The organism is Chromatium okenii, assembly GCF_016583745.1.
GTDB classification, from domain to species: domain Bacteria; phylum Pseudomonadota; class Gammaproteobacteria; order Chromatiales; family Chromatiaceae; genus Chromatium; species Chromatium okenii.
On record NZ_NRRQ01000002.1, the window covers coordinates 69,561 to 83,106 of the forward strand.

Consider the following 13,546-nt stretch of genomic DNA (forward strand, 5'->3'; position numbering starts at 1 on the left):
TTTTTAAGTTGTCCGTGTTACCGATAACTGCCAACTTCCCACCCCGTCGCCCGGTCACTGAACTTTATGCGCCTTGAAAAAATCCGTTTGGCGGGCTTCAAATCCTTTGTCGATCCCACCACCGTCACCTTTCCCAGCAATCTCATTGGCATCGTCGGCCCCAACGGCTGCGGCAAATCCAATGTGATTGACGCCGTGCGCTGGGTGATGGGCGAAAGTTCCGCCCGCCTGCTGCGCGGCGAAGCCATGACCGATGTCATTTTCAACGGCAGCAGCGGACGCCAACCGCTCACCAGCGCCAGCATTGAACTGGTGTTTGATAACCGCGACAACCGCGCCGGCGGTGCGTATGCCGCCTTCCCGCAACTCAGCGTCAAACGGCACCTCAGCCGCGACGGACAATCCAACTATTTCCTCAACGGCGTGCGCTGTCGGCGGCGCGACATTCAAGAGTTATTCCTCGGCACCGGCTTAGGGCCGCGCTCCTACGCCATCATTGAACAAGGCATGATCTCGCGCTTCATTGAAGCCCGCCCGGAGGAATTGCGGATTTTTCTGGAAGAAGCCGCCGGCATTTCTAAATACAAAGAGCGCCGCCGTGAAACGGAAACCCGCATTGAACACACCCGCGCCAATCTCACGCGACTTGACGATCTCCGCGCCGAGGTCAACACGCAGCTCCATCATCTCGAACGCCAAGTGCAGCAGGCCGAACAATTCACCCAGTTGCAAGCTGACGCAGCGCGGCTGGAACAGGAACTCATCGCCCTGCGTTGGCACGCCCTGAGCGGCGAAGTGCAGCACTACGCGCAGCAATTGGAAAACCTCAACGCCAGCGGCACTGACGCCAGCGCCCGTCAGCACCAGTTGGAAACCGATCTCAGCGCCCAGCGCCATGCTCATCAAGCGGCAGTGGCGCACATCGCCGCCGTGCAAACCCAAAGTTATGCCGTCAGCGCCGAGATCGCGCAGACCGAGCAAGCACTCGCGTTTGCCGACGATATGCAGCGCCAGCACCGCGCCGATTTACAGGAATTAACCCTCACGCTCGCGGAAACCACCGCCCATCTTGACGCGGAACAGCGCCGTCACGCCGAACTCACCGCTGCGCTGGCAATCGCTGAACCCGCGTGGCAACAGGCTGAACAGGATTTGACCGCCGCCAGCGTCGCCGTCGGCGCTGCGGAAGACCAACTGCGGGCGTGGGAAACCCACTGGGATGAATTCAATCACGCCGCCGCCGCGCCCGCTGCGGAAGCCCAATCTGCTCGCGCCAACCTCACCGCGCTCGAACAGCAACTGGTGCGCGATGAATCACGCCAGCGCCGTCTTCACGATGAACACCAGCGGTTACGCGATGACGACGCCGAGGCGGAAATGACCGCGCTGGTGACTGCCGAGGCGGATTGCGAGGAACAGCAGGCCGCACTGGTCACGGCTTTGGCATATCGCAGTGACGACCTCGCCGCGCACGAGGCGACCGTGCAACATCTGACCACCGCGTTGGATCATTTGCGCGGCGGTTTGCAAGAATCAAAAGGTCGCCTCGCGTCACTGACCGCGCTGCAAGATGCCGCGCTCGCTGCGCCCGACGCCGCTCATGCCGACTGGCTGGCTGGCGCTGGTTTGGCACAGGCTCCCAAGCTAATCAATCATTTACAAGTCGCGCCCGGCTGGGAATTGGCAACTGAGACCGTGTTGGGTGCCGCGCTGCGGGCAGTGGCGACTCCCGCCTTAGCTTCGCACTGCCGCGCCAGCACGCCGCTGCCGCCGGGCTTGACGTTGATTGATGCGCAGGCGGCAAGCAGTCCGCTCGCTGCACCCGCCACGCTGGCTGCGCAGGTACACAGTGATTGGCCATTGAACGATTTTTGGCACGGGGTGCGGCTCGCCGAGGATGTGACCACCGCGCTGGAACAGCGGACGACGCTGGCGGCGGGTGAATGCTTTGTGACGCCAGACGGGGTGCGGGTCGGTCGCCATTGGCTGCAAACGCCACCCGCTGCGACGGGCGGTGGTGTGCTGGCGCGAGTGGAGGCGATTGCGACACTGCGGCAGATGATCGCCGATGGCGTGGCGTGGGAAGCCCAATTGGTGACGGAATTGACGGCGGCACGGGCGGCGCGAATCGCGGCTGAACAAGCGCGGGCGGCGTTGGAACAGCAGCAGGTGTTGCTGGCGCAGGAACAGGCGCGAGTGCGGGTGCAGTTGAGCAATTTACGCGCTCGCTACGGTCATCAGCAGGAGCGGCTGACGGCGCTGGCAGCAGAGATGGCGGAATTGACCCAGCAGTTGGCGGATGTGCGGGCGGAGAGTGTTGATACCCGTGAGCGGCTGTATGACCTGTTGACGGAGGTGGAGGCGCTCGCGGAGCAACGCGGCATCTTGTTAAACGAGCGCGATCAGCGCCGTGACGATTTGGCGCAGGCGCGGGCGCTGGAGCAGCAGTGCCGTGATCGTGCGCAAAAATGGCAGGTGACGCTGGAATCACACCGCGTCGCGCTGGCGGCGCTGACCCAGACGGTGGCGCGGTCGGAAGAGCAACAGCGTCAGTTGCTGGCGCGGCATGATGCGCTGTTGACCGCGCAGGCGACGCAGTTGGAGCCGGTGCTGGCGCAGCAGGAACGGCTGGCGCAGCAGCGGGTGGTGCAAGCTGATCTGGTGCAGGCGCTGCAAGTGGCGACGCGGGAACGGGAAACGCTGGAGCTGGCGCTGCGGGCGGTGGAAGAGGAGCGGTTGCAGATCGCGCAAACTCTGCTGGCACATCAGCAGCAAGTGGACAGCGTGCGGTCAGTGCAGCAGGAGCGGCAGGTGCGGGCGCAGACATTGGCGGAACAACTCGCTGAAATGGGCGTTGAGCCGCTGCCGTTGGCAACGCAGGCGCTGGCACATCCGCCGCCGTTGCCCAAAGGTGGCGAGGAAGTGCTGATTGGTGACAGTGCCGCTGCGCGTGCGGAGGCAGCGGATGATTTATCGTTTGAATGGCGCTGGCGCGGGGCATTGGCGCGAGTGCGGGCGCGGTTGCAGCGGTTGGGCGCGGTCAATCTCGCCGCTGTGGCAGAACACGCAGAATTAGCGGCGCGGAAAGGCTATTTAGATACGCAACATGCTGATATTGCGGCAGCTTTGGCGACGTTGGAGCAGGCGATCCGCAAAATTGACCGCGACACCCGCCGCCGGTTCCGCGAGACGTTTGAGCGCGTCAATCAGGAATTTCAACAGTTATTTCCGCAGTTGTTTGGCGGTGGTGAAGCGCAGTTAGAATTGACAGAAGGCGATTTATTGGAAGCGGGAGTGCGGGTGCTGGCGCGTCCGCCGGGCAAACGGAATGCGACGATTCATTTGTTATCGGGCGGTGAAAAGGCATTGACCGCCATCGCGCTGGTCTTTGCGATTTTCCAGCTCAATCCGGCGCCGTTTTGTTTATTAGACGAAGTTGATGCGCCGTTAGATGATGCCAACGTTGCCCGTTTTGGCGCATTGGTGCAGGCGCTGTCAGCGCGGGTGCAGCTCATTTTTATCAGTCATAATCGGCTGACGATGGAGGTCGCCGAGCACTTGATTGGTGTCACCATGCACGAGCCGGGCGTGTCGCGGGTGGTGGCGGTGGATATGGCGACGGCGGTGGCGCTGACGACTGCGCCTGAATTGCGCGACCAGATTGTGTGATACCGGTCACACGTTGCATTGATACAATGTTTTGAAATTTCAATAATCCTCAATTAACGGCTACCTCATATCGAATGGACGCTAATACGATTCGCATCATTCTGATTGTCATCGGTGCCGTGCTGATCCTGCTGCTGTATCTGTGGGAACGTCAGCGCGGTAAAGACCCTGATTCCGCTGATGATGACCGTTGGGGCGTTGATGATGATCAAGATGACGCCGCGCAAACGGACGCACCTTACGGCATTCGCAATTCCGCTGGTGCTGCGCCGCCCCACCCGGAACCGATGCCGCGTTCTCGTGCTGGGGCAGAGGTTGAGGTGACTGAGCAGCGCCAGCCGGGACGACGCACTCCAGCGCCAGCCGCTGCGCCCCCACCTGCGAAACCCGCCAAACCAGCAAAAGCCGCTAAAGCGAGCGCAGCATCTGCGAAACCAGCCGCCACTCCTGCCACCGCTGCGCCGGATTCTGAGCCGACCACGCCTGCGCCGCCGCGTTTGGAACCGCTGTTGATTCAAGTCAGCGTGATGAGCGGGCGCGGGCACAGTTTTCGTGGCACTTCAATTCTGGACGTGGCGGAATCGTGCGGGCTGCATCCGGGTGAAATGGATATTTTTCATTGTCTCGATGAATTTGAGGACGAGACGCGGGTGTATTTCAGCATGGCCAATCTGGTCAAACCGGGCACTTTCCCATTTGAAGCGATGGACGAATTCACGACGCCGGGGCTGGTGTTGTTTGCGCAACTGCGCGGTCGCCCTGAAGACATGACGATCTTGGATGAAATGATCGCCACTGCCCGCAAATTGGCGATCTCGCTGCGCGGCGATGTATTGGATGACATGCGCTGCACCTTGACCGTCAAAAAGCAGGACGAAATGCGCAAGGCAGTGCTCGCTAATCAAGCGCGGTGGGCAAAGAGCGCATAAATTTTTTTGAGGTAACTCCGCAGTGACCATCCCATCTCCGACGCGCCAACGCGCTGCCACGCTCGCCGCCGCCATCCGTCACCACAATCAGTGTTACTACGTTCTCGCCGCCCCCGAAATCAGCGACGCCGACTATGACCAACTGCTGCGCGAGCTGCACACGTTAGAAGCCGCCTATCCCGAACTGATTACGCCGGACTCGCCCACTCAGCGCGTCGGTGCAGCACCGAGCGCCGAATTTCTCGCCGTCACCCATCAAGTGCCGATGATTTCATTGGATAACGCGATGGATGATGACGCATTGGCAGCCTTTGTCGCCAAGCTGACCACCGCGCTGCCGCCGGAATTGCCGCTGTTATTTACCGCCGAGCCGAAGTTGGATGGCTTGGCGGTGAGCATTCGTTATGAACACGGAGTGCTGGTGCAGGCAGCCACTCGCGGCGATGGCAGCGTCGGTGAGGATGTCACGCACAACGTGCGCACCATTTCTAGTGTGCCGCTGCGTTTGCTGGGCGACAGTTATCCGCAAGTGGTGGAAGTGCGCGGCGAGGTCTACATGCCGCGCTGTAGCTTTGCTCGCGTCAACGCGCAACTGGCTGATCGTGGTCAGAAATTGCTTGCCAATCCGCGCAATGCCGCAGCCGGGGCGCTGCGCCAGCTGGATGCGCGGATGACGGCGACGCGACCGCTGGCGTTTTGCTGTTACGGCTGGGGCGAGTTGAGCATTGACGCGGGCGCGAGCCAAGCGGCGCTGTTGCAACAACTGCGGGCGTGGGGCGTTCCAATTTCACCAGAATTGCAAGTGGTCGAAGGGCTTGATGGCTGTCGGGCGTATTTCGCCGCGCTCGGTGAACGCCGCGACGCGCTGGATTACGACATTGATGGCGTGGTGTTCAAGCTCGATGCGCTTACGGCGCAGCGGGCGCTCGGGGCGACTAGTCATCATCCGCGCTGGGCGATTGCCCGCAAATTTCCGCCGCAGGAGGCGGTGACGCTGGTTGAGGCGATTGATTTTCAGGTGGGACGCACGGGCGCAGTGACGCCGGTGGCGCGTTTGACGCCAGTCGCGGTCGGGGGCGTGGTCGTCGCCAATGCGACGCTGCACAATCTCGACGAGGTGCATCGCAAAGATGTGCGCGTCGGCGACACGGTGCGTATTCGCCGCGCTGGTGATGTGATTCCAGAAGTGGTCAGCGTGGTGCTGGAGCTGCGCCCGGCGGAGGCGCAACCGTTGGAATTGCCAAGTCATTGTCCGGTGTGCGGCTCCGAGGTGGTGCGCACGGAAGGCGTGGTGGTGGCGCGATGCAGCGGGGGGCTGTATTGCCCGGCGCAGCGCAAAGAGGCGTTGAAACATTTTGCCTCGCGGCGGGCGCTGGACATCGTGGGGCTGGGCGACAAGCTGATTGAGCAGTTGGTGGATTTGGAGTGGGTGCGGCAGCCGGCGGATTTATTTCAGTTGACGCACGATCAATTGGCGCGACTGGAGCGGATGGGAGCGCAGTCGGCGACGAAGTTGTTGCTGGCGCTGGATAAAAGTAAGACGACGACGTTGGCGCGATTCATTTTTGCGCTCGGCATTCGTGAAGTGGGCGAGACGACGGCGGCGGCGTTGGCAAGCAGTTTTGGGGGGCTGGCGCGGTTGATGGCTGCGGATGCCGCCGAGGTGATGGCGCGAGTGGAAGGCGCGGGACCGGTGGTGGCCGAGCAGGTGGTTCAGTTTTTTGCGCAGCCGCATCATCAAGAAGTGATCGCGCAGTTGCAGGCGGCGGGCGTGCAGTGGACGGAGACCGAGCCGCTGGCGCTGGAGACGGCGGCTGAGGCGGTGGACACGCGCCCGTTGGCGGGAAAAACGGTGGTGATTACGGGCACGTTGTCGCGTCCCCGCGAGGAGATCAAGGCGCAGTTGCTGGCGCTGGGGGCGAAGGTAACGGGCAGTGTGTCGCGCAAAACCAATTATCTGGTGGCGGGCGATGCGCCCGGCTCGAAATGGGACAAGGCGCAGGAATTGGGAGTGCAGATTCTGACTGAAGCGGCGCTGAATGCGCTGCAAGATGCTGAATAGCTGGGATATTTTTTAACCGATCACGGATGCCAAGATGAGCGAATTAACGCCAGAACAAGAGATTTTGCTGACGATGCGCCACACGCTGGCGGCGATCATCCGCGATGTGACGCCGCAGCCGGGGATGCGGCATCCGCTGTCGGCGGCGACGGTGGAGGCGGTGCGGCAGTGTTTGGCAGCGATTGCGGCGCGGGAACACGCGCTGGCGGGTGACAGCGCCGACCGCCCGCATTTCGTTGATGAACCGCAGGTGGTAGAAATTCCGCTGAGTGCGCTCGAAAAACGTAGCGATTAACGCACAAGATGGTTAAAATGCACCCAACGCTGACGTAGCTCAGTTGGCAGAGCAGCTGATTTGTAATCAGCAGGTCGTCGGTTCAAATCCGACCGTCAGCTCCACATTTGAACGGCTTGCATCAATTCCGATGCAAGCCGTTTTTTATTGCGCGGCTGTTTTTATTGTTGTTTTATTGTTGCGCAAGTTTAGTATTGCTGCTGTTGAAATAGCCGCTAAAAAAAGGTGGCGCTCGCACCACCTTAAAAAACCAGCTTATGAGTCCGTTGTTAAAAAACGATACCACTGTAACGCGCACTTTTTGAGGATTTAACCATGACCGCTGCTTATGACACGCTGTTAGACACCGCCCGCCAATTTAATATCGAGATGTCACCGTTACAAGGCGATCTCGTCTGCGCCTTCGTCGGCGAATGGAATTCTGGCAAGAGCAGTTTATTAAATAATCTGTTTGGTTTACCGCTGCTGCCAGAACGTGCGACACCGGCGACAAAAACGCTGGTGTTATTACAACGCAATACAGATTCTGCTCCTCATGCCAAGGTTCAAGATGATCGTGGCGCAATTCACGCGTATCAAGGAACGGCGGCGGTTGAGGCTTTACAACAATCATTGCAGCATTTATCGCGCATTGAATACCAAGCGCCACAATTAGATGTGCCGGCGCATACCGTATTTGTGGATACGCCCGGCTTTAATGATACCGATCAACAAGCCAGCACAAAAGCGGAAACAGTACGCGCCGATTTAATCGTGTTTGTGTTGAATGCGCGGGTGTCGGCGTTGAATCAAACCCAGATTGATTTCATTCAACGGGCGGTATTGAGCAAAGCCAATCTGAAAGATTTGTTTTTTGTATTAACGCACAGCGACGTATTGGAAGATGACGACGATTCCGCCAGCTTGCGGCAACGGATTGGCGCACATGTTGGCAGTGATCGGATTTTTCTATTGTCCAATAAAGACGCAGTGACAATTCAAGGTTTTAAGCAGGCGCTCTATACCTATATTGATGAACGCCGCAGCGTTTTATTGGATGAGCGGCGGCAGCGGCATCAACGCCAGCTTTTCGACGCATTGCGGCAGCAGGTTGCTTTAGAGCGCGTGGCATTGCAACAAATGCTCAATCAGACTACTGAACAGCGCGACGCATTGCGCACGGAAATTCAAGAGGCGCGGCGTAAAGAAAGCCAGAAGAAAAGTGAATTGCGTCGCCGCAGCCAGCAGCGTTTGCAATCGGTGTTACAGAGTTTGCGCGAATTGATTGAGCAGACTGAGCAGCAATTGGATGATGCGATTGATAGCAGTTCGGTTGAGCAATTGCAGAAAAAAGGTTATCTCCAGCAACGCATTGAGGACGCAATGAAAACTCTGGAACCGCAGATGCAAGCCAAGCTGGATGAATTGATGCGCGGTTTGCAGGGCGATGTACAGGAAGGTCAAACGCATTCCAATCAGTTATTAAAAGAGCTGAATTTGGAGCTTGATTTACCTGATTACAGTTCGCCATTGTCACGCGTGAGTGCCGAGCATATTATGCCGCTGGCGTTTATGGGCAGTTTATTGGTGTTTGGATGGTTTAGTGTGCCCACGCTGTTGGTGGGTTTTTTGGCGCTCAAAGCGCGTGAATTCGGTTTAACCCGCTTTGGCGATCAAACCGGCATTCTCGATACCGTGATTGATAAAATTAAAGATGGAGCTGCCAGCGTCCATCGACAAACGATTAAGATCACGCTGGCGCGTACCTTGTCAGATTATCTCAACCAAGTTTCCGATTACTTCCGCGATGTGATGGACAAGGCAACGGATCAGGCGCTGCATCAAATCAATTTGGTGGCAGAACTGGAAAAGACGTTGGTTGCATTGAATAATGAAACCTCCCATATTGATTGGGAGCTGCGTTTAGATAAAGCCGAGGCGCTGATTACAAATCAGCAGCTCGCCAACAATTAACCCATCAGGAGCCGCACCATGAGTTTATTTGAGCGTAAACCGCAGTTATTGGCTTTCTATCAACGCTTGATTCAGGACGATGACGATTTGTTTTCCGTTGATGATATTCGTCAATTGAAAGAACGCGCCGCTGCTTTTGATAAAGAGCAATTCAATATCGTGATTGCTGGGCGCTTTTCTGCTGGAAAATCATTGCTCATCAATCGCGCTTTTTTACAGGCAGACATCCTGCCGTATAAAAATAGACCTACGACTTGTCATCCGGTGTATATCCGCTATCACGAGAGCAAACGCTTAACGCTCGGCGCTGCGGATGGCAGCGTTGATTGTGTGACCGGAGATGATGACGCAATTAAAGATGCGTTGAATCAATATGTCGCGCTGTATGGCAATGACCCAGATCGTTATCAAGAAATCGAATTGGGCTGGCCAGATGCTGAATTATTACAAAAGGGCGTGGTGTTGGTGGATACCATCGGCACGGAAGATACCGAGGAGCATTATATTCAGCAGACGTATCGGGAAATGGAACGCGCTGCGGCGGTGCTGTTTTTAACTAATGTGCAGCAAGCGGGGACGGATTCGGAGAAGGTTTTAATTGAAAAATACCTGTCTCAGACTGGTAAAAAACTCTTTTTCGTGCTCACGCAAGCTGATGTCCGTTCTGAGGAAGAACAAGCCGAAGTATTGGCTGATTTTCGACGCCGTTTTCATGGCTTTTTTGCCGAGCACGGAGTGCGCGTTGAAGAGCGCATTTTTCTCACTTCTGCCAAAATGGGAACTGGGCTGGCGGAATTGCGGCAGCGGTTGATTGAATTCGTCGCCAATGATCGGTTTAAGGAATTGCTGCAACAGCACGGGCAACAACTGCGCGGCGTATTGACCAGCAATAAGAGCCAGATTGAACTCCGTTTGAGCGATTATCAGGCTAAAAAATCTGGCGATGAAGTGCAGTTGAAAAAAGCCTTGCAAGCGATTGAACGGCTCGAAGAAGAATTGAATCAACGCGCCAGCCAATTCGATGATATGAAAGACAGTTTGATTGAAGATGCGATTGATCATCTTCGTAGTGAATGCGACCGTGTTCAAGACCGCACTTTGCGCGATCTCAGTCGAATAGATACCGCTAAGGAATTACAAGCAGGTTATCAAGATTTGGTGGATGAATTGGCGAAAGTTGTGGATAAAGTGGTGCGTACTTTGGCGCGTCGCATTAGCGAAGAAATCGGTAAGCGCCTGCGTCAAGGTCGCCCGCAATTGGAGACAGACGTTTGGGAACAACGCCTGACAGGAATTGGTATTAGTGGCTGGAAAATAGGCGGTTATGTGGCGCACACTGGCACTGCATCAGGTGTTTTGCTTGCTGGTTATGGTGGATTGCAATCGCTTTTAGCGACGACGGCAGCAACGACTGCTGCAGCTAAGACCGGCGCTTTAGTTGCCGGTTGGAATTGGTTATTTGGTAGTGGCGTTGTAGCGACAGCAACCATCGGGCTTCCTTTTATTGCTGGTGGTACAGCTTTGGCAGTGGCTGCATATAGTGTCGCTCGCTTGTTTAAGAAAAAGCATTTAAGCAGCCAGCGTACTGAATGCAGAGAACAGATTAAAAAGCTCATCAAAGAAATGCAAAAGGACATTGCACAACGTATTGAGCAATACACTGACACCCAAATTGAGTCGCAATTAGACGCGCTGCGGCGGGAAACCACGCAACAGCGGCAACATTTGCAAAGCACCATTCGGGAGATCAGTTTAGACAATCTGAACCGTCAGGTCTTGATTGCAGAAAAACAACGGCAAGCATTGACTGATTCTCTTCAACAATTACAACGTATTTGCACGGTATAACATGACAGACCATCATATTGATCCGCGTTTTCGCAATGAACCCTACGGTTATCATTTAGACATCAATCCGCTGTATGGCTATCGGGAACAACTACGCACGATTTTAGCAACGGTGCAACCGCATCAAGATTTGCTCAATCGCATTGATGCAGTGTTGAAAAGTTTTGATGATCCCATGCGCGTGGTGGTGGCCGGTGGTTTTAATGCTGGTAAATCAACGTTTTTGAATGCGTTGGTGAATCAACGCATCATGCCAACTAAAGCGGTGCGCAGCACTTGCACCGTAAATTTATTGCAAGGTGGAACACGGCGGGAACTCGTTATTCATCGCTGTAATGGACAGCTTGAACAGCGGTCTTATCAAAATGAAGCGGATGCGCAGCAACAGATTGATGCGTTAATGAAAACTGAGCATAAAACTATTGCGCAAATTGCCGTCTGCTGTCCCAATCAATCGTTTTTAGAACGCTTTACGTTAATTGATACGCCCGGCTTGGATCATAATGCACGAGATAGCGCAACCAGTGCGGCAGAGGTTAAAAATGCTGATGCGTTGATTTGGGTGTTACACAATAAGGGCGCGGAAAAACTGGATTATGAGCAGATTGTGCAGTTTCGTAAAGCCAATCCCGATAGTCCGGTGATTGTGATTTTGAATCAGGTGGACGCATTAGAATACGATGAATTGCGCGATGCGTTAACTGCAACGCAGAATAAATTGAATGCACATGTCGCAGTAGTGTTGCCGCTGTCGGCAAAGTTGGCAAGTGAAGGGCAAGCAGAAAAGAATCAAACCAAACTAGATGCCAGCTATTTCTACGATTTGCGCAATTATTTACAGCACTACCTGTTTGATCAATATCGCACGTTGCAAGAGAAGATTCGTTTTCAACGCTGCAGCCAGCCGTTAATTGCCGAGTTGCAACGGTTTTTTAATGATGTTGCCGCGCAACAGCAATCAAATGCGCCGATTATTATCAATCATCGCTATCAAGATTTAGGTGATGGTACTGTGATTGATATTCTAAACAATCTGCAATGGATGCGTTGCGCATTAGGGCAAACTTGGAACGGTAAAACCTGCACCGAAGAAGCAAAGACATTCACTTGGGAAGGTGCAAAAGGAGCCGCAAACAGCACTCATCATGCTGGGCATAACGATTGGCGTTTGCCAACGGGAGTTGAATTAGGAAAGCTAGTTGTTCATGGACAAAACCCAACCATTGATCAGCAGGCTTTTCCGAATACGCCAAATTCGCGGTTTTGGTCAAGTTCCCAGAGAGATGAAGGTGTTTTCACAACAAAAAACAAGTCGTATTATGTAGAATTTAATGATGGTGGTATCGACACCGCAAAAATGGATGATACAAATTACGCTCGTCTTGTGCGCGAAACGGTAGCTCCAATTGAACAACGCTATCGAGATTTGGGCGATGGTACGGTATTAGATACGCAAACTGGTTTGCAATGGATGCGCTGCGCTTTAGGGCAAACTTGGGATGGAAAAACCTGTGTTGGTAAGGCTAGAAAATTCGACTGGGTTAACGCGCACAAATCAGCTACTGAAAATCGTCATGCTGGCTACAGCGATTGGCGGCTACCGACAATTGATGAATTAAAAACACTGGTGATTAAAAAAGAAGCACCAACCATTGACCAACAAGCCTTTCCGAATACGCCGAGTTCGTGGTTTTGGTCCGGTTCTCCGGTTGCCAACGGCTCGTACTACGCGTGGTACGTGCATTTCGGCAATGGCTACGCCGGCCACAACGGTCGGGACAGCAACGACCACGTTCGCCTCGTCCGCAGCGGACAGTGATTTTGATTCTTTTGATCTTTAGCAATCGTAGGTTGGGTTGATGCCGTCAACCCAACATAACCAACCGCTGAGGCATGAAAAAATGTCCCGATTTTTTAACGACGGTTCAATTTAATCATATTGATGTTGATGCAAGTTGTTGGGTTGCTAATCAAAGCGCGGTTTTTTGAAATGCAGAATGACAAAATTACCTTGGATTGTGTTGGCGATTTTCCATGAGTGGATAGACTTCTTTGCGATGGCAAATACCAAGAATGAGGATTTCTTGTTTGTCAATCCGAAAAACAATACGGTAATCGCCAACCCTAAGTTTCCAATATCCTTTTAGTGTTTTGCGTAAGGGTTCACCATAATCTTGAGGTGCCACCATCAGGCGGGTTTCAATGGCTTGTTTCAAACGTTGATGCACATTGCTATTGATTGCCGGAATATCTCGTTTTTTGACATCTGGATGATAAATGATAGAAAAATTCATTTTCAGTTCCAAACATCTTCATGAGTCAACGCTTGAGAGCGATCAAAACTCTGCTCTCGTTCCGTAGCCAAATCAGTCAAAGCGCGATCTTCACGAATATCAAGCGCCTCTTTCACCAAATCGCGCATCAACATTGATACAGAAATTCCTTCGTCTTCAGCGAGGTCTTGAAGAGCAATATAAAGCGGTTTTTCAACGACGACGTTGATTCTCGGATTTTTTGTGGGCATTGGTTGCGCTCTTTGGTGTTTGTGGTCAAATGCTGTGAGCAGCATATAGCTTACTCTGAATCAACTACCGCCATCAAGCGACAAAGGGCGCAGCATAAAAAATGCTCAGGCTGGCACTGATGTTTAGTGCATGTTGCAAGTTGGAGACGCTGGTGCGATGATTCTTATGTCGTGCGCAGATTCAAAACAGCTTCATCCCACATCTTGCAAAAATGCGTCTGCTCAACGCGATCCGCAGCGCCTCGTCACCATTACACTATAGGATT

Annotated in this window: 9 protein-coding genes and 1 tRNA gene; 8 read left to right on the forward strand and 2 right to left on the reverse strand. The window is 54.3% G+C overall.

The genetic code is table 11. The features are described from left to right. Nucleotides 1-66 precede the first annotated feature (66 nt). The 8 genes from smc (at nucleotide 67) to CKO12_RS01120 (ending at nucleotide 12,575) form a co-directional block, all read left to right on the forward strand. Entirely contained in the window at nucleotides 67-3,669 is a 3,603-nt protein-coding gene (smc, locus tag CKO12_RS01085; protein WP_200152880.1) for a chromosome segregation protein SMC, read from the forward strand. Between the two features lie 74 nt (nucleotides 3,670-3,743). Continuing rightward, nucleotides 3,744-4,598, forward strand: coding sequence for a cell division protein ZipA (gene zipA / locus CKO12_RS01090; protein ID WP_200152881.1), 855 nt, complete (start codon nucleotides 3,744-3,746; stop codon nucleotides 4,596-4,598). Between the two features lie 22 nt (nucleotides 4,599-4,620). Then, a complete protein-coding gene (gene ligA / locus CKO12_RS01095; protein WP_200152882.1) occupies nucleotides 4,621-6,660 on the forward strand; it encodes an NAD-dependent DNA ligase LigA in 2,040 nt (679 codons plus the stop codon). A 34-nt stretch (nucleotides 6,661-6,694) separates the two neighbouring features. After that, nucleotides 6,695-6,955: a segregation and condensation protein A gene (locus CKO12_RS01100; protein WP_200152883.1), complete on the forward strand. Its 261-nt coding sequence runs from the start codon at nucleotides 6,695-6,697 to the stop codon at nucleotides 6,953-6,955. 28 nt (nucleotides 6,956-6,983) lie between these two features. Beyond that, nucleotides 6,984-7,059: transfer RNA gene (locus CKO12_RS01105), tRNA-Thr, on the forward strand. 211 nt (nucleotides 7,060-7,270) lie between these two features. Continuing rightward, nucleotides 7,271-8,908 (forward strand): dynamin family protein, encoded by a 1,638-nt coding sequence (locus tag CKO12_RS01110; RefSeq protein ID WP_200152884.1) that lies wholly within the window; start codon nucleotides 7,271-7,273, stop codon nucleotides 8,906-8,908. 18 nt (nucleotides 8,909-8,926) lie between these two features. Further along, nucleotides 8,927-10,756 carry a dynamin family protein gene (locus tag CKO12_RS01115; protein WP_200152885.1) on the forward strand — a complete coding sequence of 610 codons (1,830 nt, stop codon included), beginning with the start codon at nucleotides 8,927-8,929 and terminating at the stop codon, nucleotides 10,754-10,756. Between the two features lies 1 nt (nucleotide 10,757). Continuing rightward, nucleotides 10,758-12,575 carry an Lcl domain-containing protein gene (locus CKO12_RS01120; RefSeq protein ID WP_200152886.1) on the forward strand — a complete coding sequence of 606 codons (1,818 nt, stop codon included), beginning with the start codon at nucleotides 10,758-10,760 and terminating at the stop codon, nucleotides 12,573-12,575. A 187-nt stretch (nucleotides 12,576-12,762) separates the two neighbouring features. Here CKO12_RS01120 and CKO12_RS01125 read toward each other — a convergent pair whose 3' ends face one another. Further along, nucleotides 12,763-13,050 carry a type II toxin-antitoxin system RelE family toxin gene (locus CKO12_RS01125; RefSeq protein ID WP_105074770.1) on the reverse strand — a complete coding sequence of 96 codons (288 nt, stop codon included), beginning with the start codon at nucleotides 13,048-13,050 and terminating at the stop codon, nucleotides 12,763-12,765. A 2-nt stretch (nucleotides 13,051-13,052) separates the two neighbouring features. Further along, a complete protein-coding gene (locus CKO12_RS01130) occupies nucleotides 13,053-13,325 on the reverse strand; it encodes a ribbon-helix-helix domain-containing protein (RefSeq protein ID WP_200152887.1) in 273 nt (90 codons plus the stop codon). Nucleotides 13,326-13,546: the final 221 nt, after the last annotated feature.